This is a genomic window from Microbacterium sp. NPDC059771 (assembly GCF_042732495.1).
GTDB classification, from domain to species: domain Bacteria; phylum Actinomycetota; class Actinomycetes; order Actinomycetales; family Microbacteriaceae; genus Microbacterium; species Microbacterium sufflavum.
The window spans coordinates 939,437-962,551 of record NZ_JBHWHK010000001.1 but is presented as its reverse complement, the minus strand read 5'-3'; the positions used below and the strand labels follow the sequence as shown (position 1 = coordinate 962,551).

The window sequence follows — 23,115 nt, the reverse complement described above, 5'->3', positions numbered from 1 at the left end:
TCACGCCGTCGCGGGGCGGGGGTTGCCTGCTCCTGCCGATCCCTGCTGCGCACGCGGGGCAGCGGACGGCGCCTCGACGGAGGCCGCGAGCGACACGTCCTTCTTCGGGACCTCGATCGGCGGGCGCTCCGACACCGGACGGTCTTCGCTCGACAGCCACAGCGGGCGCTCGGGCAGCTTCTTGACCTCGGTGAAGATCTCGGCGATGCGGTTGTGGTCGAGGGTCTCCTCCTCGAGCAGCGCCAGCGCGAGACGGTCGAGGATGTCGCGGTTCTCGCTGATCACCGCGTACGCCTCGTTGTGCGCCTGCTCGATGAGGGCGCGCACCTCGGCGTCGACCCGCTCCGCCACCTTCTCGGAGTACTCGCGACCGCGGCCCATGTCCCTGGCCACGAACATGTCGCCGCCCTCGGTGCCGAGCTTGACCGGGCCGACCTGCGTGGTCATGCCGTACTCGATGACCATCTTGCGGGCGATCGAGGTCGCCTTCTCGATGTCGTTCGATGCCCCGGTGGTCGGGTCGTGGAAGACGATCTCCTCCGCGACGCGGCCGCCCATCGCGTAGGTCAGCTGATCCTGCAGCTCGTTGCGGGTGACGGAGTACTTGTCGTCGATCGGCAGCACCATCGTGTAGCCGAGGGCCTTGCCGCGCGGGAGGATCGTGATCTTGGTCACCGGGTCGGTGTAGTTCATCGCGGCGGCGGCGAGCGCGTGACCACCCTCGTGGTACGCCGTGATGAGCTTCTCCTTGTCCTTCATCACGCGGGTGCGGCGCTGCGGGCCGGCGATCACGCGGTCGATGGCCTCGTCGAGGGCGCGGTTGTCGATCAGCTGCGCGTTCGACCGCGCGGTGAGCAGAGCGGCCTCGTTGAGCACGTTCGCGAGATCGGCGCCGGTGAAACCCGGGGTCTTGCGGGCGACGACCTCGAGGTCGACGCTCTTCGACAGCGGCTTGCCCTTGCTGTGCACCTCGAGGATCTTCTGCCGGCCCTTGAGGTCGGGCGCGTCCACGCCGATCTGGCGGTCGAAGCGACCGGGGCGCAGCAGCGCGGGGTCGAGGATGTCGGGGCGGTTGGTGGCCGCGATCACGATGACGTTCGCGTTCGGGTCGAAGCCGTCCATCTCGACGAGCATCTGGTTCAGCGTCTGCTCGCGCTCGTCGTTGCCGCCGCCCATGCCGGCGCCGCGGTGGCGGCCGACGGCGTCGATCTCGTCGATGAAGATGATCGCGGGGGCGTTCTCCTTCGCCTGGCTGAACAGGTCGCGCACGCGCGAGGCGCCGACGCCGACGAACATCTCGACGAAGTCCGAGCCGGAGATCGAGTAGAAGGGGGCACCGGCCTCCCCGGCGACGGCACGGGCGAGGAGCGTCTTGCCGGTTCCGGGAGGGCCGTACAGCAGCACGCCCTTCGGGATGCGGGCGCCGATCGCCTGGAACTTCGCCGGGTCCTGCAGGAACTCCTTGATCTCGTGGAGCTCCTCGATCGCCTCGTCGGCACCGGCGACGTCGGCGAACGTGACGGTGGGCGTCTCCTTGTTGACGAGCTTGGCCTTGGACTTGCCGAACTGCATGACCTTGCCGCCACCGCCCTGCATCGACGACAGCAGCCACCAGAACAGCAGGCCGAGGAGCACGAGCGGGAGGAGGAGCGAGAGGAAGCCGTCGAACCAGGTCGCGCGCGGCACCGCGTCGTTGAAGCCGTCCTTCGGGGCGGCCGCGTCGATCGCGGAGACGACCTCGTCCGCCCGCGCCTCGACGTAGTAGAACTGCACGTTCTCGGAACCCTCGAACGGCTTCGACAGGGTCATGTCGACGCGCTGGTCGCCGTCGGTCGTGACGACCTCGGTGACGGTCTTGCCCGAGAGGAGCTCGAGGCCCTGCTGCGTCGTGATCTGCTTCGGCGCACCCAGGTTCGAGATCAGCAGGAATCCGCCGAAGAGCAGCACGCCGATCAGTGCGACGTAGATCAGCGGGTTGCGGGTGAGCTTCTTCACATCCATGGTCGGATCAGCGTATCGCCTCCCCGCTAGGGGGCCGCTGTGCGTTCACCCACGGCGCAACGGTTCCGCGGCGTGCTCGGAGGTGTGCGGAGGCTCAGCTGTAGACGTGCGGCGCGAGGACCGCGACGTCGCGGAGGTTGCGGTAGCGCTCGGCGTAGTCGAGGCCGTAGCCCACCACGAACTCGACCGGGATGTCGAAGCCGACGTACTTGCAGTCGATCTCGACCTTCGCGGCCTCGGGCTTGCGCAGCAGCGCCAGTACCTCGATCGACTCGGCACCGCGCGACTCGAAGTTCTCCAGCAGCCAGCTCAGGGTGAGGCCGGAGTCGATGATGTCCTCCACGATGAGCACGTGCTTGCCGTGCAGGTCGGTGTCGAGGTCCTTGCGGATCTGCACGACGCCGCTGGACTTGGTGCTCGCGCCGTAGCTCGACACCGCCATCCAGTCCATCGGGGCGTGGAACGGCAGAGCCCGCGCGAAGTCGGCCATGACCATGACCGCCCCCTTGAGCACGCCCACCAGCAGGAGGTCTTTGCCCTGGTAGTCGGCCGCGACGCGCGCGGCGAGCTCTTCCAGCTTCGCGGTGATCTCCTCCTCGGTGACGAGGATCTGTGCAAGGTCGTCCTGGATCTCCGCGGCGCGCATGGATCGATTTTAGGCGACGTCGCCGGATGCTCCGACCCCGGCGGGCGGCATCGGCGTCAGGAGCGGATCTCGTCGTGGTCGCCGCGGGTCGTGCGGGGGCTGAGGACCGAGAGCTCGACGGTCTCGAACTTGCCCTCCTCCGTGCGCACCCAGGTCACCTCGACGTACCAGTCGTCCTTCGCGTAGGCGTCCGCGGTCCGCCGGCCCTCTCCGGTCTCGCGCGCATCGGTGTGCTCCCACCCGTCGTCGAGCAGACCCGCCGCGATCGCCTTCGCCGCGTCCTCGGAGGCTGCGGCGCGCTGCACCGGCTCGACGTAGACGTCCACCTGCCACCACACCTGGTCGTCGGGCGAGGGGTCGGCGGAGACCGGGTTCTGCACCATGCGTCCGCTCGACTCGACGTCGGGAGCGGTCGTCGGGGCCAGCTCCGCCGGGATCATGCCGACCATCTCGTCGGCCAGCGCCTCGGCCTCTGTCCGGTATTCGTCGAGTCGGCTCTCGTCGGTGGTCATGGTGCATCCTCCCAGCGTCAGGGCTACGAGGACGCCGGCCATCAGCGCGATGGCACGTGCGGTCCTGGTCATCCCTCGATCCTCGCGTACTCCGGCACGAAGTCCGGCTTGTCGATGCCGTCGGTGCGCACCGGGGCCTGGACGATCGGGGCGCCACCCGGCACCACGATCGGCCGCGGGTTGTAGACGTCGTCCGGTGCGAACAGCATCGCGTCGCCGCCGGTGATCACGGCGATGATGTTGTCGAAGGCCACGGAGCGCGGGTCGTACACCGAGCTGTGGCTGTCGATACCGCGCGGTGTGCCGTTCCCCTCGACGTTGTAGTCCTCCAGGTCGACGACGCGTCCGCCGCGCTCGTCCTGGATCCACCCGGTCTCCAGGCGCGTCACGCCGTCGGCCGTGAGTGGCGACTGCCCGTGCATCTGGCCGGCACCGTTGCCCTGGATGAGACCGACGACGAGATCGCCGCGCGCCATCATCGAGTAGTGCGGCACGCCCGAGGTGTGCGGGAAGTCCTCGACGCCGCTCACTCCCGCCCCCATGCCGGCCGCCGAGACGTAGAGGATGCGGTCGGCGACGAGCCCGGCCTTCTCCGCGAGGCCCACGGTCGCGCCGCCGTAGCTGTGCCCCAGCACGGTCAGGGTCGAACCGCTCGGCTTGTCGATCCCGGCGACGAAGTCCACGAGCTTCGGGGCGAGGTCGCGCGAGTAGGAGGCATCGGTCGGACCGGGGAGCTCCAGCTGCGGGAACGTGCCGCCGGCCCACTGGAACACGGCCGTGTCGGGTCCGGCCGAGCGGTACAGCTGCGCGCCGGTGCCGTCGCCGAAGCTGGTCATCGTGGTCGTGGTACCCGGCACCGAGACGGCGACGTTGCGGATCCAGGCGGGGATGTCGCCGGTCGTCGGGTCGATGGGGCCGTGGTAGGTGCCCACCGCGTCGGCACCAGGGTCGAACACGACGACGCGCGCACCGGCGCCCTTGTCGGTGTGCTTGCGTTCGCTCTCGTCCCACCACGTGTAGTCCTGGTCGAGCAGGCTCTGCCAGTAGTCGATCGGCTCGCGCAGCTTCGCGATCTCGTCGAGGTAGCCCTTCGCCTCCCACGCGTCCGCGCGGTCGCCCGTCTTGAGGCTGTCCACGAGCGCCTGCAGCCGGGCGATCTCAGCCTCGCGTCGCGCGATCTCGTCGCGGATGTTCTTGTGGTTCGCGGTGACGCGGTCGCGGATCGGGATGCCGTTGAGGTTGCCGAGCAGGAGGGAGGATGCCGCCAGGAGCGCCGTGCGGGTCTCCTCGTCCATCGCGTTCCACGTCTCGCGGATGATGCCGGGGTCGCCCAGCCCGGCGAGCGACTCCGCCGTGATGCCGTTGACGTCGCCGGCCCAGATGAGCCCGGCGGCCGAGAAGCCGCCAGGGCCGACCTTCCCGCCCTGGGTCACGGCGACGACCAGGGGCACCGCGGCGAGCGCGGTCACGGCGCGCTGATCGATCGTCGCGCGCTCGTCGGCCAGCGCGTTGTAGGAGGAACGGGCGGCGTGGTACGCGTCGATCGCCGCCTGCCAGCGGTGCAGGTAGCCCGGGTCGTCCAGGTACATCCACGACGGCAGCACCGCGTCCCAGGGCAGCGCCCACCCGGTGACGAACTCACTGGCGGCGTTGAGCGCCTCGGCGCGTCGGACGAAGATGTGGTCGTAGGCGTTCTGCGCCGCCCTGAGCCGACGGGCGGCCTCGCCCTTCAGCGCCTCGAGGTCGGTGGCGTACGTCGTGATCGCGGCGGAGATGCCGTCGAGGCCCTCCGCGGCCTCCCCGAACCGCTGCGCGAGGAGCAGGACGCGTGCACCGAGGGCGTCGGATGCGGAGGCGGTCATCGACGTCAGACCCGCGAGCGCGGTGTCGGCGTCACCCTTGCGTGCACGGGCGGAGGTCGCGCGGGTGGTGAACGCGGTGGCCGCACCGGTCACCGCACCCACGTCGCCGCGGGCGGGGTCGTCGATCAGTCCGGGCAGGCTCATCGTGCCGCCTGCGCGAGCGTGTCGTCCGACGCGGTGAAGGTGCTCGCCGCCGCAGCCGCGTTGGAGGCCGAGTTGGCCGCCGTCTGCGCGAGGGCCGAGAGGGCCTGCGACACGAGCGACTCGATCTCGCCGAGCGCCGCCTCCACCGTCGGCGAGCCGGTACCGGCGAAGGACAGGCACGAGGTGACGACCGGCGCACCCGCCGCCGTCAGTCGCGCTCGGGCCGCCTCCAGCGTCTCGCCCTGCACATCGAGGTCCGTCATCGATGCTCCTTCCCCCCCGTGCCTTCACGATAGGAGCAGGCCCCGGTCGCGGTCGATGGGGACATCTCCCCATCCGCGCACGAGCGCACTACTGTGAGCGGGACACGGGCGGACGCCCCCGACGGAAGGATCCCCATGGCCCTCGACGACATCCTCAGCCAGGTTCCGATCGACGACATCGCGAAGAAGCTCGGCGTCTCGCACGACGAGGCGAAGACCGCGGTCGAGCAGGGCGGCGCGGTGCTGCTCGGCGGGCTGGCGAAGAACGCGGAGACCCCCGAGGGCTCCGACGCGATCCAGAAGGCGCTCAAGAAGCACGAGGGCGCGACGGGCGCCGCCTCGGTCGACGACATCGACCAGGCCGACGGCGGCAAGATCGTCGCGCACATCCTCGGGTCGAAGGAGAAGGAGGTCACCACGCAGCTCACCGAGTCGAAGGCGACCCCGGGCATCGACTTCGGCAAGCTCCTGCCGATCCTCGCCCCCATCGTGATGGGGCTGATCGCGAACGCGACGAAGGACAAGACGGCGAAGACGGAGCCGACGGCCGAGGGCTCCGGAGGGATCGGCGATGTGATCGGCGGCATCCTCGGCGGCGGCGGTCAGAGCGGCTCGGGCTCGGGCGGCGGCCTGGGCGACGTGCTGGGCGGCCTGCTCGGCGGCGGCAGTGGCTCGGGCGGCGGGATCGACCTGGGCGGCATCCTGGGCGGGCTGTTCGGCGGCAAGAAGTAACGCTCGCCCGACGTGCCGCGCCCGGCGACTCAGCGCCCGTCGGCGGTGAACACGAGGCGCCCACCCTGGCGCCGCGCCGAGCAGCCGGGCAGGTCGATGGGGCCCTGTCCGCTCCAGTCGGTGACCAGGCGGGCGACCTCGACCGTCTGGGTGCGGGTCAGGCTCACGCCGAACTCGCTGTCCACCACGAGGCGGATGATGCGGTTGCGCAGCGCGGCGGGGTTGGCGGCGAGGGCGGCGACGCTCACGGAGATGCCGGCCTCGGCGTGCTCGACGATGTCCTCGATGGTCTCGTGGATCATCTCGTCGAACGCCTCCGCGTCCTCGCGCAGCTGCTCGGCCGTGCGGGCCAGGGCCTCCGCGATCCCGGGGCCGAGCTCGGCCTCCAGCACCGGCAGCACGCGGTCGCGCACGCGGACACGGCTGTACCGGTCGTCGCTGTTATGCGGGTCGTCCCAGGCGTCGAGCCCGGCCGCCGCGCAGAACGCCCGGGTGGTCGCACGGCGCACGCCGAGCAGCGGCCGAAGCCACCGCACACCGTCGTCGTCGGCACGCTCGACGGCCATGCCCTGCAGGCTCGCGGCGCCGGAACCCCGGGCGAGCCCGAGCAGCACGGTCTCCGCCTGATCGTCGAGCGTGTGGCCGAGCAGCACCGCCGCGGCCCGGAGGTCGTTCGCCGCGTCGCGCAGCACACGGTACCTCGCGTCGCGGGCGGCCGCCTCCGGTCCGCCATCGCCCGACACCTCGACCCGAACGACGAGGGGGTCGAGGCCCAGGTCCGCAGCGGTTCGCGCGGCCCGATCGGCCACCGCGGCGGAGTCGTCCTGCAGCCCGTGGTCGACCGTGACGGCGGCGACGCGGAGACCTCGCTTGGCGGCCTCGAACGCGGTGGCGGCGGCGAGCGCGAGGGAGTCGGCACCGCCCGACAGCGCGACGATCACGGTGTTCCCTTCGGGGAGGTCGGCGAGCGCGGTGCGCACGGCGAGGCGGATCTCGGCGACGGCGGGATCGAGCGACGGCATCACTCCACGCTAGGGCACCGCCAGCGCCTCGCGACCCCCTGGCTCCCGCCCACCCTCGCCGATATTCTGGCGCGGTGACCGAGAACGCGAGGCCGTACCTGTATCGGACCGAGCGGTTCACGGCCTTCGTCGACGCGGTCGTCGCGATCGCCATGACGCTGCTCATCCTCCCGCTGCTGGAAGCCGTCTCCGACACGGCGGCGGGGAATCGGAGCACGGCCGAGTTCTTCACGGAGCACTCCGGCCAGCTGCTGAGCTTCGCGCTGAGCTTCCTCCTCATCGCGGTGTTCTGGATGGGGCATCACAGCCAGTACCGCGACGTCGAGCGGATCACCCCGGCGCTGCTGTGGATCAACGTGGGCTGGATGGCCACGATCGTGTGGCTGCCGGTGCCGACGGCGATGCTCGGCCAGCTCGACTCCGATCCGCTGCAGGCGGTCGTGTACATCGGGACACTGATCGGCACGCAGGTCACGACCCTCGGCGGCTGGCTCTACCTGCTGCGCCACCCGCAGCTCACCACGGCGTCCGCGTCGGTGCTCCGCGCGGGCGTCGTCGGCGACCTCGCCGCGATCATCCTGTTCGCGATCGCCCTGGTCATCGCCGCGCTCGCCGCGCCGAACGGCTACGCCGCGCTCCTGCTCCTGCTCCTGAACGGGCCGCTCGCGCGCCTGCTGAACCGGCGCGCACGCGGTGACCGCACGGACGTCGAGCCGCCGGCCCGCGAGTAGGCTGGTCGGCGGCATCCAACCGAACTTTCTGAGGAGCACACGCATGGGCGCACACGACGCCGTCATCGAGATCCCGCGCGGCAGCCGCGTGAAGTACGAGGTCGACCACGAGACGGGGCGCGTGCACCTCGACCGCGTGCTGTACACGACCTTCGGCTACCCGGCCGACTACGGCTACTTCGACAACACGCTCGGCGAAGACGGCGATCCGCTCGACGTGCTGGTGCTGCTCGACCACGCGATCTACCCCGGTGTCGTCGTCGAGGTCCGCCCCGTCGCGGTGCTCAAGATGAGCGACGAGGCCGGCGGCGACGACAAGCTGGTCGCGGTCCTGTCGAAGGACCCGCGCTGGGCCCACATCCAGGACATCGACGACATCGCCGAGTACACGAAGAAGGAGATCGCCCACTTCTTCGAGCACTACAAGGACCTGGAGCCCAACAAGTGGGTCAAGGTCGACGAGTGGGGGAACGCCGCCGAGGCGCAGCGCATCCTCGACGAGGCGATCGCCCGGTTCGGCGAGCAGGGCCACTGAGCTGATGCAGAAGACCCCCGGAGCACGGCGCTCCGGGGGTCTTCTGCTGTGCGACCGACGTCAGACGGAGATGCCCCGGTCGGCCATGAAGTTGATGGGGTTCGTGTAGCGGCCGTTGATGTACACCTCGAAGTGCAGGTGGCAGCCGAACGAGCCGCCCGTGTTGCCTGCGTAGGCGATGACCTGTCCGGCCTCGACCCACTGGCCGTTGCGGACCGCGAAGCCCCCCGGCTTGATGTGCGCGTAGCCCGTGGCGACACCGCCGCCGTGCTGGATGCGCACGTAGTTGCCGTACCCGCCGTTGTAGAAGGCCGCGTCGACGGTGCCCGAGTGCGCCGCGTAGATCGCCGCCCCGCAGCCGTTCGCGAGGTCGACCCCGTAGTGCCAGCTGGACGAGCAGCCGCGGGAGTTGCACTGCTGCGAACGGGGACCGTAGCCGGAGCTGCGGTAGCCGCCGTGCGGACGGACCCATCCCCCGGAGCCCGGAGTTCCTCCTCCACCGCTGTTGCCCCCCGCGTTCGCGGCGGCCTCCTCGGCGGCACGGCGCTCGGCCTCCTTGCGGGCGGCCTCGACGCCGGCCTGGTACTGCGCGACGGTGGTGGCGGTGGTGTCCTTGAGCGCGGCGAGCTGCGCCTGCATGGTCGCCAGGTTCGCGGACTGCTCGTCGAGGGCGGCCTGCGCCGCATCGGCCGCCTGCTGCGCGGCGACCATCTTCTCCTCGGCGATCTTCTGCAGCCGGTCGCGCTCGTCTCGCGCGACGACGGCCTGGTCGCTGAGCGACTGCGCGGCGTTGCGGGCGGCGACGGCGTCGTCGTACACCGAGCGGTTGTACTCGAGCAGCTTGTCCATCGAGCCCAGTCGCGCAAGGAGCTCATCGGCGTTGCTGGCCGATCCGGCGAAGAACAGCTCGAGCGAGGTGTTGTCGCCGCCGTTGCGATACAGCTGCGCAGCGACCTGCCCGGCCTTGCGGGCGGACTCGTCGGCCGCGGCGGCCTGGGCGTCGGCCTTCTCCTGCAGCGCGTCGGCTTCGGCGATCGCGGCGAAGTAGGCCTGCTGGGCGTTGTAGAACTCGTTCGACGCAGCCTCGGCGGCGGCCTGGGTCTCGGCGACCTTCTGCGTCAGCGACTGGATGAGGCCTTCGATCCGCGAGACCTCGGCCGCCTTGGCGGCTTCGTTCTGCTTGGCGCGCTGCACGTCGTCCCAGCTCGGGTACGACGCGGCATAGGCGGCGGAGACGCCCGACGAGATGCCGAAGGCGCTGAGGGCGACCACGCTGAGGGCGCCGAGGCCGATGGCCCCGCGACGGCTGATGCCCGCCTTCCAGAACGCATGGCTCTCGGCCGGGCTGGGCGCGCAGCCGCACTCCGCGGAGGCGGCGGAGGCAGCATCCACCGGATTCTTGTCGTTCACGCGGCCCCTTCCGCCGGTTTCACAGATGTCACACTAACAACAACATTCACATCCGCACCAGCGAAATGGCACGGCCCCCGCAGCACCATCGTGACCTCCATGGTCCTCCCGAAACACGCCCGGGGGAAGACGCATCGCCCTCGATTCGCGATTTGCTCGCGTCATCCCTTATGCTTGAGCGTCGGCAAGGAAGTCCTCCCGGGACTGACTCGGCCCCATCGTTTAGCGGCCTAGGACGCCGCCCTTTCACGGCGGTAGCACGGGTTCGAATCCCGTTGGGGTCACTCCATCCGATACAATTGAAAACACCAGTATGGCCCTGTAGCGCAGTTGGTTAGCGTGCCGCCCTGTCACGGCGGAGGTCGCGGGTTCAAGTCCCGTCAGGGTCGCTCCGTGCGACGAGCTCTTTCTTCGGAGAGGGCTCTTCGTCTAGGACGCGGCAGCACCATCGCCGCGCGGCTCTGTAGCTCAGTTGGTAGAGCGTTCGACTGAAAATCGAAAGGTCACCGGATCGATGCCGGTCGGAGCCACAAGGCTGATCATTACAATCAGCCCAGAAACCCTCGCCTAGCTTCTACATGGCGGGGGTTTTGCTTTGCCCGCCCACCGGCATCGCGTCGACCGCATGAGGGAGCGCGTGGGTGACGAGACTCACGAGGAACTTGCCCGGTTCCTCGAGCATGCACAGATGCGCCGAGTTCTCGAACCAGACGACGTGCGTCGACGGCGCCGTCACGTGCTCGAGCCAGCGCACGACGGGGCCCGTAGGCGTCGTCCAGTCGTGGCGTCCGAGGAACTGCAGCATCGGCACCTCGAACGCCGTCTGATCGCGGGCGTCGAAGCCGAGCAGGGCCGGGAGCACCGCGGTCATGGTCACCTGCTGCCCGACGCCGATCAACCCCAGGTCGGCATCGGTGTAATACGGAGACAGCTCCTGCGACTCCGTGAAGTATGCGAAGTCGGACCGATACGCGGACAGACCCCCGTAGTGCTGGGCCCACCTCCGGCAGGTCACGATGCGTTCGACGGTCAACGGCTCCGCGCCGGGATACTCCCCGAGCGACTGCAGCTCCGCGACCGCCCGCTCATTCCCATCCGCGACGGCACTCCGCATCGCGTGACCGAAGCTCTCGACCTCGTTCTCGGGACCGCAGATGACCTGGCCGACGCCGATGTACGCCCACAGCAGGTCGGGTCGCTGCCTGGCCACAGTGAGGCCGATGATCGTCCCCCAGCTGTGGCCGAGCACCCCGACCTTCCGGACGCCGAGCTCGGCCTGCACCCACGCGATCAGCTCCACGAGATCGTCGACATACCTCTCGACACGGAGATCCAGCCCGTCGGACACGGTCGCCACGGACTTGCCACTGGCGCGCTGGTCGTAGTTGACGACGGTGAAGTACTCCTCGACCCCGCGCTGCCAGATCCACGACGACGGCAACGACGGGAGCGCCGGACCGCCGTGGCACACGACGAGCACCGGGTTCGCCCTGCTGCGGCCGCGGATCGAGACGAACTGCTCGACGCCGCCGAGCTCGACGAACGCCGTGCGGTCGATCGCCTCGGGGTTGGGAAGGCGGCACAGATCCGCGATGACGGTGCGGCCGAGGTCGTCACTCATGTCGGTCAGCCTAGGAGGGCCGCGCATCCGCGGCGACGCGACGATGTCGTAGAGTGCCCGACGTGGAGCTCACAGACGCACTCGCCGCCGTCGGCCTCGTCCTTCTCGCGCTCGGAGGCGGCACGTTCTGGTCCTTCTCGACCGGGGTCATGCCGGGCCTCGGGCGCACGGACGACCCGACCTTCGTCACCTCGATGCGCGCCATCAACCGCGCGGTGGTGAATCCGCTGTTCCTCCTGCCGATCTTCCTGCCCCCGGTGTTCCTGGTGTGGGCGGGCCTGCTCGCGCTGGACTCTGCGCGCGGGTGGCTGCTCGCCGCCGGCGGGGTCGTGTTCTTCCTCGGCGCTGTCGTCGTCACCGTGGCCGGCAACGTCCCGCTGAACAACGCGTTGGACGGCTCGACGACTTCTGCCACGACCACACGCGCCGCGTTCGAACGCCGATGGAACGCGCTGAACGGCGTGCGCTCGGTGGCGTCCGTCGTCGCGATCGCGGGTCGCGGTGTGGGCTCTGCTCGTCTAGCTGCGCGCCCGCTCCGCACTGCGGGTACTGATGGGGCTCACCGAGGCGTCGCCCTCGACACCTCTCTGCCCGATCACGGCCTGACCCTGGCGCTGCCCCGGACGCAGACGCTCACCCTCACCCCGCCGGCACGAACACGTTGTCGAACAGCCGCTCGGTCCCCTCGGGGGCGGGCGAGCCGTCCGGCGCGACCTCGTACGTGCCCAGCTCGCCGCTGAGGCGCACCCAGGTCCCGTTGTCGGCACAGCCCGTGGCGTACGCGTCATCGCTCTGATACGCGACCACGCAGATCCCGCTGCCGGACGCGGGTCGTGCGAGCCACAGCGACACGTCGCCGTCCTTCCCCACGAACCGGGCGGTGTCCGGCGCGACGACGCCGTCGTTGTCGTCGACCGCGGCATCCGGCAGGGCGTCAGCCGCCTGAGGCTCCTTCTCGAGCACGGCGAAGTCCGCCCCGCCCATGCATCCGGACAACACGGTGGCCATGACCACCGCGGCCACGCCCACAGCGCCGACCCTCGTGCTCCGCTTCACGGTGCCCCCTCGCCTCTCCGTATGCCAGCCATCGTCGCACACGTGCCGCGCAGACCAGGGTCAGAGCGCATCGAGTGCCCGCTGCGCCGCCTCGCGATCCCGCGCCGCCTCGTCGCGCGACGCCACGGCCTCCTCCTGACGCTCGGTCGCCCCCGGCAGCTCTCCCGCGATGCGCTCGGCCTCCGTGCGCAGCTGTGCGAGCTGCGCCTCGAGGTCGGCGATGTCGTCGTCGAGCTCCTCGGCGCGCGCGCGAAGCGTCCGCAGCACATCGTCCTGTTTCGCCACTGCACGCTCCGCCGCCGCGAGCTCCTTCTCCGCCGCGGTCACGCGCCGTTCGGCCTCGCGTCGAGCCCGCCGCGCGGAGAGCTCATCCGCGCGGCGCGGCGCGGCGGGCGGATGTGTCGGCACCTCCCCCGCCACGGCCTCGCGGACGTCGTCGCCCGACGCGTTCGGCTCCAGGGCGCGCAGGAGTCGCCCCGACGCCACCGCCGCCGCCGCGTCGGGGTCGAAGAAGGCGGCGGAGATCGTCTGCTCGACCGCGTCCAGCGTCGCCGTCGTCACGCGTTCCCCGCGCGACTGCGCGAGCTGTCCCGCCGCCTGCGCCAGCCGTCGCGTGAGGGCGCGCCGCTCACGTCCGAGCTTCGCCAGCGCTGCGGCGTCGAGGTCCGCCTGCGCCTCCCGCAGCTCGGCGGCCAGGCTCAGCGCCTCCCCCAGCTGCTCCGCCCTCTCCCGAGCGAACACGTTCACGACCCACGCCGCGACCGAGGGCTTGCGCAGCTCTCGCACGGCCGCGGCGGTGGCGGCATCCGCGGTGTCCTTCGCACGAGCGGTGCGAGCCGCCACGAAGTCGCCCGGCGACGCCGCGTACAGGTCCGCGACGATCTCGTCGAACGTGGAAGCCGCCATGCGCCCACGATACGCGGCACCAGACCCTACTCGATCGTGAGGTGTCCGCCCCAGTCGGAGCCCACGAGCGTCTTGGTCCCGAAGGTCCCGTCGCCGAGACCGCTATACAGGTAGACCTCGCCCGCCGGGGTGCGTCCGAGGAGGTCCGCCCGGCGGTCGCCGTTGTAGTCGACCCCGCCCGTGAGCGCCGTGAACTCGATCCACCCTTCGCCGACGACCCGAGCCGTCTGGAAGCCGTAGTTCGCGCCACGGTAGAAGTAGAGCGTCCCGGTGTCCGACGCGGCGATCAGGTCGCCCTTGCCGTCGTTGTCGAAGTCGCCGCCCACGATGAAGTGGAAGCCCTCCCACCCGACGCCGAGTGTGGTCACGCGCCCGGTGAAGCCGCCGGAGCCGTTGCCTTCGTACAGCGACATCGCCCCGTTGGGGGCGACGCCGATCACGTCCTGTCTGCCGTCGCCGGTGAAGTCGGCGCCGGAGACGATGTGCAGCAGGCCGTACCAGCCGTTCCCGATCGCGGTCCCGGCCGCGAATCCTCCCGCACCGTTCCCGGCGTAGAACTCGAGCGTGCCGTCGGATCTCGCCGCGATCAGGTCGGCCTTCGTATCGCCGTTGAAGTCGGCGTGGGTGACGTGGCGACGGCTGCCGCCCCAGAGTCCGAGGGCCGTGGTCGCAGCGGCGAACGACCCCTGGCCGTTGCCGGTGCGCAGACGCAGGTCGCCGTTGCCGGCGACCACGAGCACGTCCGCGTTGCCGTCGCCCGTGTAGTCCGCGGAGGCGACGGTGCCCGAGCCGGTGCCGAGACCGGGGAAGAACAGCGGGATGGTGGCACCGCGCGTGACGTTCGACAGGCACGTGAAACCGTTGTTGATCTGCGAGTAGACGCGGCCGTTCAGCCAGACCTCGAAGTGCAGGTGGTAGGCGGCGGAGTTGCCGGTGTTGCCGACCACGCCGATCTGCTGGCCCCGCAGCACGCGGGTGCCCGGCGGGTACCACGCGGTGCTGGCCATGTGGGCGTAGCGGGTGACGTAGCCGCCCGCGTGCTCGATGTCGGTGTAGTTGCCGTATCCGCCGTTCGACGTGCGCGTGCGGACGACGCCGTCGTAGGCCGCCAGGATCGGGGTGCCGCCGTTGCGTGAGATGTCGATGCCGTCGTGGGCGCGGTAGTTGCCCAGACAGCCGTCACCGACCTTGGACTGGATGTTGCCAGACGCCGGGTAGACCATGTAGCCGTCGGGCGCGGCGGCCGCGGCCGGGTCGCCCGTGGTGAACGCGGGAGCCAGGGTGCCGAGCATCACCGCGAGCACGGCGACGATCCCGATGCGGCCAAGGCGCAAGCGGGACGTGCGCTTCATCGTGACGTTCTCTCTTGCTCAGCGGCCCCAGGGACATCATGTCCACCGCGGTCACCGTACCAAGCGCGGAGCGCGATACCCGTCAACGCCACCCCGCGGGCGACGGATCGGTCGGGGCGGGTTCCGGCGCTGTCCGCGTCAGAGCAGCTCGTGGTCGAAGAAGTCGCCTCGGGGGAAGATCGCGACCGGAGGCTCATCGGGTTCGGCGTCGTGCGGTTCGACCGAGATCACGACGTGACTCATCGGGGAGACGAGCACGTTCACCCGCGACCCGTCCGCCACGGTGAAGGCGACGAACCCGCCTCCCGCCCGGACCGCGGCATCGATCTCCTGCTTCATCCCGTCCGCCGACTCACCGGGTGCGAGCACGAAGCCGACATCGTTCACGACGATCCGCACGCGCGCCGTCCTCTTCGCCTCATGTGTCACTGCCGTCACCTGTCCCGTCTGCGCGTTTCCGAGGCCCGCCTGTCCGGCGACAATAGGCCTCCGGTTCCTCGCACCGAAGGGGGTTGCGCCGATCAGGGATGAGAGGCAGAGGGCCTCGGAGCGGTGTACGGTCAGCACTATGGGCAGACTCCGCTACGACGGTCATTCCGACCCGATTCTCATCGAGGATGAGACCCTGGCGCACCTGAAAATCGTGATCTCCACGAAGCTCCGTCGACAGGAGAGCTTCATGATGACCTGGCTGCCCGTCGCAGCCGGGGTGGACAAGCGCGCGACGATCTGGATCCACCCGGCCATCCCGCTCCAGTTCGGCTTCGACGCGGCGGAGCCGCCCCGCATCGACCCGCACCGCGTGCAGGAGATCATGCAGGCGCTCAACTCCTCCGGTGAGCTCGTGCTGGACGCGCTCACCGCACCCCGCTGAACGGACCGCCGTTCCGCCCACACGGATCAGTCGTGGTTCCCACTCTCCTTCTCTTCGGACTGCTCATCCTGGCGATCATCGTCGGGGCCGCCTTCCTGCGCCCGTGGCTGAACCGCAGCACCGCGGCCGCAGGACGCCGCGCGGGCGACCGCTTCGCGCGAGACCAGCTCGACAAGGCCCTCGCCGAGTTCGGTCGCACGCTGCGGATCCACGCGCCCGCCCCGGAGGCACGGGAGCTCCTGACGATGGCAGCGGCTGCGGGCAAGGACTTCCTCCCGCTGGAAGACGGCGCCATCGGCATCCGCTTCGTCGACCCCGACGACACCGTCGTGCGCGTGACCGCCGACCCGATGGGCGCGGTGCTGCGCGTCGAGACCTTCCGCGAGTACATGGGGTTCCCGCAGACCACGGCGCTGTGGACCGAGCTGCGCTCCCGCGTCGCGGCGGCGGCGGGGGCGCGGGGGATCACGGTGTCCGACGGGCCGCCGGTCTCGTACGTCCGTGGCGCGCTGCTCGACGATCGCAATGCCCGCTGGTCGCGCTCCGGATGAACCGTCCGTCGGCACCGCCCTCCCCGGTGTGAAGAGGGGCTCACGATCCACAGCCGGCGCAACTAGGCTAGGACCGCGTCGCGCCCGGCACAGCGTCCGCTGAGGACACGGTCGCGACGTGCGCCGGGCGGCCTCCTCGTCCGTGCGTGCGATCCCGTTCGGCGGTCGGAGCCCCCGCTCCGCGTCCGGACACGCCAGAAAGGCCCAACCATGAGCGACTCCCCGGACGGCTCCCGCGACGAGCGGTCGCCGGACTTCTTCGACCAGCTGATCGAGACGGCACCGCGCGACCAGCAGTCGTCGTCGGCGTCGAATGCCGCGTTCACGATCGGCTTCCGCGGCTACGACAAGGGCGAGGTCGACGCGGCGCTCGCCTCCCTGCGGGCGCAGGTGCAGCAGCTGTCCGACCAGCTCGCCGAGACGCAGACCAGGGAGACCGAGTCGGTCGAGGCCATCCGCGCGGAGGAGCGTGAGGCGCGCGAGGCGCTGGAGAGCGAGCTCGCCGCCGCGAACGCCAAGGCCGCCGACGCCGAGCAGCAGGTCGCCACGCTGACCTCCGAGCTCGTCGACACCCCGCAGCCCGATGGCGAGGAGGCGCCGTCTCGTCAGCAGTTCGAGGCGATCCTGCGCGTCGCGGAGGAGCAGGCGAACGTGCTGATCCAGAACGCCGCCGTGCAGGCCGACCGGCTCATGGCGGCGGCGCGCGAAGAGGTCGCCGCGCAGCGCGCCGAGGCCGAGGCCGACGCCGATCGCATCACTTCGCAGGCCCAGCGGGACGCCGACCAGGTGCGCCTGAAGATGGAGACCGAGTACACGGCCCACGAGGCGCGCATCGAGCGGGAGGCGTCGCACGCCGCCGAGAAGGTGAACCAGGCGTCGCAGGAGGCCACCGCGATCCGCACGGAGGCCGAGAAGGGCGCGGCGGCGCTGCGTTCGCTCGTCACGAGGGAGACCACGCAGCTGCGGGCGGATGCGGAGCGCGAGGTGCGCGAGATGAACGCCCGCGTGCTCGAGTTCGAGGAGACGCTGACCCGTCGCCAGGACGACGCGCAGCAGGAGTTCCTGGTGCTGCACAACCAGGCCGTCGCGCACGCGGAGCGCATCACGACCGATGCCAACGAGCAGGTCACCGCTTCCCTGGAGCACGCGCAGCGGATCTCCGCGAAGGCGGACGACTACGAGCGGCTCATGCGGTCGCAGGCGCAGGCGATCGAGGCGGACGCGCAGGTGCGCGCGAGGGAGATCCTCGACCGCGCCAGGGTGAAGTCGCAGAAGATCGTCGATGCGGTCACCGGTCACACGACCGCGGTGCTGCACGACGCCGAGGACCGCACGCGGCAGCTGCGCTGGCAGCAGCAGCAGCTGTCGAGCTTCATGGCCGAGGTGCGCGAGCTCATCCGCCCCGACGGCATCTTCAGCGACGATGCGCTGCCCTCGTCGATCGCGGTCGCCGAGGCCACGATCGACGACGAGGACGAGTCGGGTTCGGAGGCGACCGAGACGGTCGTGGAGACGTTCCTGGGCGACGAGGTGCTGGACGACGAGCTCGACGACGACAGCCCGCTCGAGAAGATCACGATCGACGTGGTGGAGACCGACGACAGCAAGCGGTAGAGCCGGACACGACGAAGGCGCGAGCAGCTCTCTGCTCGCGCCTTCGTCGTGTCGTCGGTGTGGTCAGGCCCTGGCCCGGCGTACGCGGCGGCGTCCGGAGCGCGGCACGGACCGGAGCCCGGAGCGCGGTGCGGGCCGCGTCGCAGCGTCGAGTGCGTCGCAGGCGTCGTCGAGCGAGGCGTAGGTACCGAGGTCGGTACCGCGCTCGTCGCGCAGCACGTGTGCGGCGCCGTCGAACTCGACGAAGCCGGCGAACTCGCCGCCGCGGGTGGCGACGTGCACGTCGATGTCGGCCTGCTTCCAGGTGAGGGGGTCGGACGGAGGGACGGTGGTGGTGCTCATGGTGATGCTCATTGCTATGTGGCGGGCACGCAGGGCGGTCCGCAAGTGAGGAGATCGAAGGCGGCGTCGCGCGCGTCGATGTGCGCGAACCGTGGATGGGCCCTGATCAGTGGCGACGCGGCGGCCGAGAGGGGCGAAACGCACACGTTGCATCGTCAGTCTAGCAGAGATGCCGTGACGGCGGGTTCGGGGGCGCGACGGAGGAGGTGGGGACATCGCTCCGCCGCGCACGCTGCCGAGCGAGAGTTCGTCAGGCAGCGGTTGCCGGGGCGACGGGGAATCGCGCGCGCGGCGTGGTCGACGATCGGGCGCTGGGGACGCTCACGATCGCGATCCATCCAGTGCATCACGGGATTGGTCAAGTGTCAAGTTTTTCTTGGATGAGTGTCCAGTTTTTACTTGACGACTGTTCAAATCCGCGACGGTGCCCACTAGCATGACCGATACCGAACGCAGGGACGGAGTCGAGACGAGACGATGAACACAGCGATCAAGAGGGCCGAGCGCGCCGGGACCGACAAGTTCGCCCTCCGTCGACGGAGCCTGGCGGAGGCCGCGCTGGAGGCGATCGCCGAACGCGGGTTCGCCCGCACGGGGCTGCGCGAGATCGCCCAGCACTCCGAGCTCTCTCACGGCTCGCTGCACTACTACTTCACCGACAAGAACGACCTCATCGCGGAGGCCGTCCGCATCTCGCGCGGCCAGCCGGCCGAGCGCTACGCCGCCATCATCGAGACGGCGACCACCCCCGACGAGCTCGCCGGGCGCGTGGCCGACGAGATGGCCAGGAGCCTGAAGGACGACGCGTCGCTGCACCGCCTCTGGTACGACCTGCGCAATCAGGCACTGTTCGAGTCCGGCTTCGGCGACACGATCGAGCAGATCGAGCAGATGCTGCAGGAGGCGATCGGCGAGGTGCTCGCGCGCTACGCGGAACTCGCCGGGAAACCGTGTCGCTTCGACGCCACCCTGGCGTACGCCCTGACCGACGGCATGCTCCAGAACGCCCTCATCCGCCATCTGCGCGGCGACACGGAGGCGATCTCGCGACTGCGTCAGGAGTGCCTCGCCCTGTTCGCCGCCTGCGTCTGAGCGGCGCGGCGCCTACGTCCCCACCGGCGCCTCGGCCTCGCGCGTGACCGGCGGTCGGAGCACGAGCACGACCACGACGGCTGCCAGGATCAGTGCGGTGAGCGTCACCGGGACCGGCAGCACCGGATCCAACAGCACGAGTGCCGCTCCGGTCGGCACCACCGTGTTGACCACACGGTCGGCGTTCTCCTTGATCGCGATCCACCAGACGCCGAGGAGGAACACCGCGATGGGGACGGTCACGGTGAACGAAGCGGCCATGCCCGACAGGTGGCTCTCACCGGTGAGCACGTCCAGCTCCACCTCGATGCCTGCCGAGAAGGCGGCGGCCGCCGCGAACACGAAGTAGTGCGTGTAGCCGTACCGCAGCGACCGGCGGAACGAGGTGATCGCGCGGTGATGCGGCGGCCAGAAGTAGATCCACCAGAGCGAGGCGGTGACCACCAGCGTGAGCACCGAGATTGCGATCAGCGGCCCGAGCGCCTCGACCTCGTCGAGCGCGTCGATGATCGCGTTCGCCGAGGCGAGCAGGCTCTCCCCCAGCACGATGAGAGTGAACAGCCCGTAGCGCTCTGTGATGTGGTGCCGGTGCCACGGGGTCTGCCGGCGGTATTCGGCGAACACCGGAACGGAGATCTCGATGAGGGCGAACACCACGAACGCCACGAGCTGGGCGGGCCCCGTCGGGATCAGGAGGAACAGCACCCAGAGCACCTGCACCCCGGCGATGCCCGCCGCGTACCGGCGGGTGGCGGAGCGCAGCGCACCGGCCGACCGTGAGGCCCTGAGCCACTGCGCGACCATGGCCACGCGCATCACGACGTACCCGATGACCGGCACGGTGAAGTCGCCCTCGTCGAAGGCCCGCGGCACACCGGCCGCGAGGATGAGCACCCCGCCCATCTGCACGAACGTCGTCACGCGGTAGAGCCAGTCGTCCGTGTCGAACGAGGTGGCGAACCACGTGAAGTTCATCCACGCCCACCAGATCGCGAAGAACACCATCGCGTACGACGTGATGCCGTGGACGAAGTCCCCGTGGGAGAGGGCGTGGTGCAGCTGCGACGAGGCGATGCTCACGGCCACGACGAACACCAGGTCGAAGAACAGCTCGAGGGTGCTCGCGGTGCGATGCGGCTGCGCCGGGTCACGGGGCAGCATGGTGCGCAGGCGAGAACGAGGAGAGGGTGGGGGCGCCGTCACGGCGTCAGGATAGCGCCCGGCTCGCACCCGGCCGTGCACCACCGCCGACGGGGTTTCATCCATTCCCCGGATTTGTCTTCCGTTTCATAGCCGGTTCCGCTACAGTGTTCCAGGTCTGCAGCGCCTGCTGCACGAAGCCGCCGGTTGGGACGGCGCCTTCGACTCCGAGATGTGGGATCACGGAGTTCCAGCAGGACCCGAGGGGTCGGGACGCAGACGACTGCCGTGAACGTGGGGTTCACGGTCTGGGGATATCAAACTGGGGAAATCAATGTCGCACTGGGGAATTCTGCGTACATTCACGGCTCAAGGGGCCTCGGCATGACGTCCGTCGAGGATGCTCTGAGCATCTCTCGCACGGGATTCGTTCCGGCCACCGCTCCGCGGGCCACCACGTCGTCCACGCGCCCGGCGACCACGCCGCGCGCTTCGGCGACGCTGGAACGGCGTCGGCAGTGGGAACGTCACTATCGGATGCGGCTGCGGATCACGGATGCGGCTGTCATCCTGATCGCCGTCGCTCTGACGGTCGCGGTCCAGCTGACCTCCGGCGTCGTGGCGATCGAGGCGGGGCGCAACGCTGCTCTGCTCGGCCTCGCCTGGTATCTGATGCTGTCGGCGCTCAACACCCGCGACGCCGCCATCTTCGGTTCCGGGGCCACGGAATACCGCCGCGTGGCACACGCCAGCGGCCTGGCATTCGGCATCACCGCTATCGCGGGCGTCCTGCTGGCGTGGGAGGGACTGCAGCCGCTGTTCCTCGTCGCGCTCCCTGTCGGGACGTTCGGGTTGCTCGGCGCGCGCTGGGCCTGGAGACGGTGGCTGCAGCGCCGCCGGATCCGGGGCCAGTACGCGTCGCGCACCCTGGTGGTCGGCGCGACCGAAGACGTCGAGTATGTGATCACGTCTCTGCAGAAGGGCGCAGAGAACGGCTACCACGTCGTGGGGACGACGCTGGTGGATCGCAAGGCCGGCGCGTTCGCGATCGGGGAGAGCATCTACCCGGTCGTCGGCGATCTCGACAGCGTCGCCGCCGCGGCGGCCCAGCTCGGGGCGGACACGATCATCGTGGCGAGCCGTCCCGATGGGGACCCCGACTTCGTCAAGCAGCTCAGCTGGCAGCTCGAGGGCACCGCCGCCGAGCTCGTGCTCTCGAGCCGACTGACCGACGTCGCCGGTCCTCGCATCTCGCTGCGTCAGGTCGACGGCCTGCCGCTGATCCAGGTGAAGATCCCGACGTACGAGGGCGGGGTGCACGTGCTCAAGCGGGCGCTCGACATCTTCGTCGCGACGGTCGCGCTGATCCCGATCGCCCTCCTCACCCCGGTGCTGATGGCGCTCATCAAGCTCGACTCGCCCGGACCCGCGTTCTTCTTCCAGGAGCGCGTCGGCCGCGACGGCCGCCGCTTCAAGATGGTGAAGTTCCGCTCGATGAAGACCGACGCCGAGCAGCAGCTCGCCGCCCTCAAGGCGCAGAACGACGGCGCCGGTCTTCTGTTCAAGATGAAGGACGACCCCCGCGTCACCCGCGTGGGAAAGGTGCTGCGCAAGCTGTCGCTCGACGAGCTGCCGCAGTTCTGGAACGTCCTCACCGGCGACATGAGTGTCGTCGGGCCTCGTCCGCCGCTTCCCAGCGAGGTCACGGCGTACGACGGCACCGTGTTCCGCCGCCTGTACATCAAGCCCGGCATCACGGGCCTGTGGCAGGTGTCCGGGCGCAGCGACCTGTCGTGGGACGAGAGCGTGCGCCTCGACCTGCGGTACGTCGAGAACTGGTCGGTCATGAATGATCTGCAAATCATGTGGCGGACCGCGAAGGTGATGATCCAGCCGAAGGGGGCTTACTGATGAATGACGAAGGTCAGGTGATCGAGGGCGAGAAGGCGCCCGCGACGCACCGCAGACGATGGATCGCGATCGGTGCCGTGGCACTGCTCGCGCTGGGCGCCGCAGGGGTTGGCGTCGCCCTCGTGACGAACAACGGCGGAGCGCCGTCGGCCTCGTCCACCCACAAGCCCGTCGACGACGGCGACGAGGACAAGGCGGCATCCGAAGATCCGCTGAAGTCCGTCCCGAAGGTGGTCGACGGCCCGATGAGCGATGACCAGGACGCCGAGGTCAAGCGGGCGACCGCGGCCGCCGACGCCGTGGTCGCCGCCCTCGACGAGGTCAGCCAGCGCGGCGACGGCTCGGCGGTCGGCGTCGACGCGGTCGCGACCGGCTGGGTGCTCGGCGAGGTGCAGTCCCACGCACGGGAGCAGATGGACCTGGGCTACACGCAGACGGGCAAGGCGGTCGTCACGAGCGTCACCCCGACGGCGGTGGACCTGGCGTCCTCCCCCGCGACCATCACCCTCAAGGTGTGCGTCGACGTGTCCGACATCGACGTGAAGGACGCGGCGGGCAACTCGCTTAAGGACTCGCTGTACAACCCCGGCCACCCCGTGGCCCACATCTACGGAGCCGTCTTCGAGGACGACACCTGGAAGATCTCGTCGCACGAGATCCCCGACGTTCAGGACTGCCCCGCAGCCTGACCTCCCCCACACCCCCCGGGGGATCGCCGATCTCTCGAACACCCGAACGTGGCTCACCCGCACCTGGAGCGACTCACCCCCGAGTCGCTCCAGGCGAGCCTCACACCCG

General features: G+C 70.0%; 24 protein-coding genes and 3 tRNA genes. 13 read left to right on the top strand and 14 right to left on the bottom strand.

Annotation, left to right across the window (positions count from 1 at the left end):
* The 5 genes from ftsH to ACFV3I_RS04550 form a co-directional block, all read right to left on the bottom strand.
* Positions 1–2,001, bottom strand: a complete 2,001-nt coding sequence (ftsH, locus tag ACFV3I_RS04570; RefSeq protein ID WP_136028527.1) for an ATP-dependent zinc metalloprotease FtsH — start codon at positions 1,999–2,001, stop codon at positions 1–3.
* A 94-nt stretch (positions 2,002–2,095) separates the two neighbouring features.
* A complete protein-coding gene (hpt, locus tag ACFV3I_RS04565) occupies positions 2,096–2,647 on the bottom strand; it encodes a hypoxanthine phosphoribosyltransferase (protein WP_136037241.1) in 552 nt (183 codons plus the stop codon).
* A 56-nt stretch (positions 2,648–2,703) separates the two neighbouring features.
* Positions 2,704–3,231 carry a hypothetical protein gene (locus ACFV3I_RS04560; protein ID WP_136037242.1) on the bottom strand — a complete coding sequence of 176 codons (528 nt, stop codon included), beginning with the start codon at positions 3,229–3,231 and terminating at the stop codon, positions 2,704–2,706.
* Complete coding sequence (locus tag ACFV3I_RS04555; RefSeq protein ID WP_247638319.1) at positions 3,228–5,165, bottom strand: alpha/beta hydrolase; 1,938 nt, start codon at positions 5,163–5,165, stop codon at positions 3,228–3,230. The genes ACFV3I_RS04560 and ACFV3I_RS04555 overlap by 4 nt, the downstream gene beginning before the upstream one ends.
* Positions 5,162–5,428 (bottom strand): hypothetical protein, encoded by a 267-nt coding sequence (locus ACFV3I_RS04550; RefSeq protein WP_378822447.1) that lies wholly within the window; start codon positions 5,426–5,428, stop codon positions 5,162–5,164. The genes ACFV3I_RS04555 and ACFV3I_RS04550 overlap by 4 nt, the downstream gene beginning before the upstream one ends.
* Positions 5,429–5,563: 135 nt before the next feature.
* Between ACFV3I_RS04550 and ACFV3I_RS04545 the strand changes: the two genes are divergently transcribed.
* Positions 5,564–6,160 (top strand): DUF937 domain-containing protein, encoded by a 597-nt coding sequence (locus tag ACFV3I_RS04545; protein WP_136028532.1) that lies wholly within the window; start codon positions 5,564–5,566, stop codon positions 6,158–6,160.
* 29 nt (positions 6,161–6,189) lie between these two features.
* Here the strand turns inward: ACFV3I_RS04545 and tilS are convergent, their stop codons facing one another.
* On the bottom strand, positions 6,190–7,182 hold the full coding sequence (gene tilS, locus ACFV3I_RS04540) for a tRNA lysidine(34) synthetase TilS (RefSeq protein ID WP_378822446.1): 993 nt from the start codon (positions 7,180–7,182) through the stop codon (positions 6,190–6,192).
* 74 nt (positions 7,183–7,256) lie between these two features.
* Here tilS and ACFV3I_RS04535 point away from each other — a divergent pair, with 74 nt between their 5' ends.
* Positions 7,257–7,913 (top strand): TMEM175 family protein, encoded by a 657-nt coding sequence (locus ACFV3I_RS04535; protein WP_206251826.1) that lies wholly within the window; start codon positions 7,257–7,259, stop codon positions 7,911–7,913.
* 43 nt (positions 7,914–7,956) lie between these two features.
* Positions 7,957–8,448 (top strand): inorganic diphosphatase, encoded by a 492-nt coding sequence (gene ppa / locus ACFV3I_RS04530; RefSeq protein ID WP_096713254.1) that lies wholly within the window; start codon positions 7,957–7,959, stop codon positions 8,446–8,448.
* Between the two features lie 60 nt (positions 8,449–8,508).
* On the opposite strand, the gene ACFV3I_RS04525 is transcribed toward ppa, so the two are convergent.
* Positions 8,509–9,858, bottom strand: a complete 1,350-nt coding sequence (locus ACFV3I_RS04525) for a M23 family metallopeptidase (RefSeq protein ID WP_136028535.1) — start codon at positions 9,856–9,858, stop codon at positions 8,509–8,511.
* A gap of 211 nt (positions 9,859–10,069) precedes the next feature.
* Between ACFV3I_RS04525 and ACFV3I_RS04520 the strand changes: the two genes are divergently transcribed.
* The 3 genes from ACFV3I_RS04520 to ACFV3I_RS04510 all read left to right on the top strand — a co-directional run bounded on the left by ACFV3I_RS04520 (position 10,070) and on the right by ACFV3I_RS04510 (position 10,388).
* Positions 10,070–10,142 (top strand) — tRNA-Glu (locus tag ACFV3I_RS04520).
* A 31-nt stretch (positions 10,143–10,173) separates the two neighbouring features.
* Positions 10,174–10,247: transfer RNA gene (locus tag ACFV3I_RS04515), tRNA-Asp, on the top strand.
* Positions 10,248–10,315: 68 nt separating this feature from the next.
* A tRNA-Phe gene (locus ACFV3I_RS04510) sits at positions 10,316–10,388 on the top strand.
* A 44-nt stretch (positions 10,389–10,432) separates the two neighbouring features.
* On the opposite strand, the gene ACFV3I_RS04505 is transcribed toward ACFV3I_RS04510, so the two are convergent.
* The gene (locus ACFV3I_RS04505; protein WP_378822445.1) at positions 10,433–11,479 is read right to left on the bottom strand and encodes an alpha/beta fold hydrolase; all 1,047 of its coding nucleotides are present in this window, start codon (positions 11,477–11,479) and stop codon (positions 10,433–10,435) included.
* A 62-nt stretch (positions 11,480–11,541) separates the two neighbouring features.
* Here ACFV3I_RS04505 and ACFV3I_RS04500 point away from each other — a divergent pair, with 62 nt between their 5' ends.
* Entirely contained in the window at positions 11,542–12,219 is a 678-nt protein-coding gene (locus ACFV3I_RS04500; RefSeq protein WP_378822444.1) for a DUF1772 domain-containing protein, read from the top strand.
* Here ACFV3I_RS04500 and ACFV3I_RS04495 read toward each other — a convergent pair.
* The 4 genes from ACFV3I_RS04495 to ACFV3I_RS04480 form a co-directional block, all read right to left on the bottom strand.
* Positions 12,119–12,535, bottom strand: coding sequence for a hypothetical protein (locus tag ACFV3I_RS04495; RefSeq protein WP_247638314.1), 417 nt, complete (start codon positions 12,533–12,535; stop codon positions 12,119–12,121). The genes ACFV3I_RS04500 and ACFV3I_RS04495 overlap by 101 nt on opposite strands.
* 60 nt (positions 12,536–12,595) lie before the next feature.
* Positions 12,596–13,441 (bottom strand): transposase, encoded by an 846-nt coding sequence (locus ACFV3I_RS04490; protein ID WP_378822443.1) that lies wholly within the window; start codon positions 13,439–13,441, stop codon positions 12,596–12,598.
* 26 nt (positions 13,442–13,467) lie between these two features.
* A complete protein-coding gene (locus ACFV3I_RS04485; RefSeq protein ID WP_136029387.1) occupies positions 13,468–14,793 on the bottom strand; it encodes a VCBS repeat domain-containing M23 family metallopeptidase in 1,326 nt (441 codons plus the stop codon).
* 138 nt (positions 14,794–14,931) lie between these two features.
* A complete protein-coding gene (locus tag ACFV3I_RS04480; protein ID WP_136029385.1) occupies positions 14,932–15,192 on the bottom strand; it encodes a hypothetical protein in 261 nt (86 codons plus the stop codon).
* 169 nt (positions 15,193–15,361) lie between these two features.
* Between ACFV3I_RS04480 and ACFV3I_RS04475 the strand changes: the two genes are divergently transcribed.
* The 3 genes from ACFV3I_RS04475 to ACFV3I_RS04465 all read left to right on the top strand — a co-directional run bounded on the left by ACFV3I_RS04475 (position 15,362) and on the right by ACFV3I_RS04465 (position 17,832).
* A complete protein-coding gene (locus ACFV3I_RS04475) occupies positions 15,362–15,667 on the top strand; it encodes a hypothetical protein (protein ID WP_136029383.1) in 306 nt (101 codons plus the stop codon).
* A gap of 32 nt (positions 15,668–15,699) precedes the next feature.
* Complete coding sequence (locus tag ACFV3I_RS04470) at positions 15,700–16,218, top strand: hypothetical protein (protein WP_378803339.1); 519 nt, start codon at positions 15,700–15,702, stop codon at positions 16,216–16,218.
* A 210-nt stretch (positions 16,219–16,428) separates the two neighbouring features.
* The gene (locus ACFV3I_RS04465; protein WP_136037116.1) at positions 16,429–17,832 is read left to right on the top strand and encodes a DivIVA domain-containing protein; all 1,404 of its coding nucleotides are present in this window, start codon (positions 16,429–16,431) and stop codon (positions 17,830–17,832) included.
* Positions 17,833–17,895: 63 nt separating this feature from the next.
* Here ACFV3I_RS04465 and ACFV3I_RS04460 read toward each other — a convergent pair whose 3' ends face one another.
* Positions 17,896–18,174: a hypothetical protein gene (locus ACFV3I_RS04460; protein WP_136029378.1), complete on the bottom strand. Its 279-nt coding sequence runs from the start codon at positions 18,172–18,174 to the stop codon at positions 17,896–17,898.
* A 477-nt stretch (positions 18,175–18,651) separates the two neighbouring features.
* On the opposite strand from ACFV3I_RS04460, the gene ACFV3I_RS04455 reads away from it, so the two are divergent.
* Positions 18,652–19,266, top strand: a complete 615-nt coding sequence (locus ACFV3I_RS04455; protein WP_136029376.1) for a TetR/AcrR family transcriptional regulator — start codon at positions 18,652–18,654, stop codon at positions 19,264–19,266.
* Positions 19,267–19,278: 12 nt separating this feature from the next.
* Here the strand turns inward: ACFV3I_RS04455 and ACFV3I_RS04450 are convergent, their stop codons facing one another.
* A complete protein-coding gene (locus ACFV3I_RS04450) occupies positions 19,279–20,427 on the bottom strand; it encodes a low temperature requirement protein A (protein WP_378822441.1) in 1,149 nt (382 codons plus the stop codon).
* A gap of 363 nt (positions 20,428–20,790) precedes the next feature.
* Between ACFV3I_RS04450 and ACFV3I_RS04445 the strand changes: the two genes are divergently transcribed.
* The gene (locus tag ACFV3I_RS04445) at positions 20,791–22,317 is read left to right on the top strand and encodes a sugar transferase (protein WP_136029372.1); all 1,527 of its coding nucleotides are present in this window, start codon (positions 20,791–20,793) and stop codon (positions 22,315–22,317) included.
* A complete protein-coding gene (locus tag ACFV3I_RS04440; protein ID WP_136044643.1) occupies positions 22,317–23,006 on the top strand; it encodes a hypothetical protein in 690 nt (229 codons plus the stop codon). The genes ACFV3I_RS04445 and ACFV3I_RS04440 overlap by 1 nt, the downstream gene beginning before the upstream one ends.
* Positions 23,007–23,115: the final 109 nt, after the last annotated feature.

Bases quoted from the DNA above. Each gene is read 5' to 3' on its own strand.
- ftsH (WP_136028527.1), bottom strand. From the start codon at position 2,001: ATGGATGTGAAGAAGCTCACCCGCAACCCGCTGATCTACGTCGCACTG.
- hpt (WP_136037241.1), bottom strand. From the start codon at position 2,647: ATGCGCGCCGCGGAGATCCAGGACGACCTTGCACAGATCCTCGTCACC.
- ACFV3I_RS04560 (WP_136037242.1), bottom strand. From the start codon at position 3,231: ATGACCAGGACCGCACGTGCCATCGCGCTGATGGCCGGCGTCCTCGTA.
- ACFV3I_RS04555 (WP_247638319.1), bottom strand. From the start codon at position 5,165: ATGAGCCTGCCCGGACTGATCGACGACCCCGCCCGCGGCGACGTGGGT.
- ACFV3I_RS04550 (WP_378822447.1), bottom strand. From the start codon at position 5,428: ATGACGGACCTCGATGTGCAGGGCGAGACGCTGGAGGCGGCCCGAGCG.
- ACFV3I_RS04545 (WP_136028532.1), top strand. From the start codon at position 5,564: ATGGCCCTCGACGACATCCTCAGCCAGGTTCCGATCGACGACATCGCG.
- tilS (WP_378822446.1), bottom strand. From the start codon at position 7,182: ATGCCGTCGCTCGATCCCGCCGTCGCCGAGATCCGCCTCGCCGTGCGC.
- ppa (WP_096713254.1), top strand. From the start codon at position 7,957: ATGGGCGCACACGACGCCGTCATCGAGATCCCGCGCGGCAGCCGCGTG.
- ACFV3I_RS04505 (WP_378822445.1), bottom strand. From the start codon at position 11,479: ATGAGTGACGACCTCGGCCGCACCGTCATCGCGGATCTGTGCCGCCTT.
- ACFV3I_RS04490 (WP_378822443.1), bottom strand. From the start codon at position 13,441: ATGGCGGCTTCCACGTTCGACGAGATCGTCGCGGACCTGTACGCGGCG.
- ACFV3I_RS04485 (WP_136029387.1), bottom strand. From the start codon at position 14,793: ATGAAGCGCACGTCCCGCTTGCGCCTTGGCCGCATCGGGATCGTCGCC.
- ACFV3I_RS04475 (WP_136029383.1), top strand. From the start codon at position 15,362: ATGGGCAGACTCCGCTACGACGGTCATTCCGACCCGATTCTCATCGAG.
- ACFV3I_RS04465 (WP_136037116.1), top strand. From the start codon at position 16,429: ATGAGCGACTCCCCGGACGGCTCCCGCGACGAGCGGTCGCCGGACTTC.
- ACFV3I_RS04460 (WP_136029378.1), bottom strand. From the start codon at position 18,174: ATGAGCACCACCACCGTCCCTCCGTCCGACCCCCTCACCTGGAAGCAG.
- ACFV3I_RS04455 (WP_136029376.1), top strand. From the start codon at position 18,652: ATGAACACAGCGATCAAGAGGGCCGAGCGCGCCGGGACCGACAAGTTC.
- ACFV3I_RS04450 (WP_378822441.1), bottom strand. From the start codon at position 20,427: ATGCTGCCCCGTGACCCGGCGCAGCCGCATCGCACCGCGAGCACCCTC.
- ACFV3I_RS04445 (WP_136029372.1), top strand. From the start codon at position 20,791: ATGACGTCCGTCGAGGATGCTCTGAGCATCTCTCGCACGGGATTCGTT.
- ACFV3I_RS04440 (WP_136044643.1), top strand. From the start codon at position 22,317: ATGAATGACGAAGGTCAGGTGATCGAGGGCGAGAAGGCGCCCGCGACG.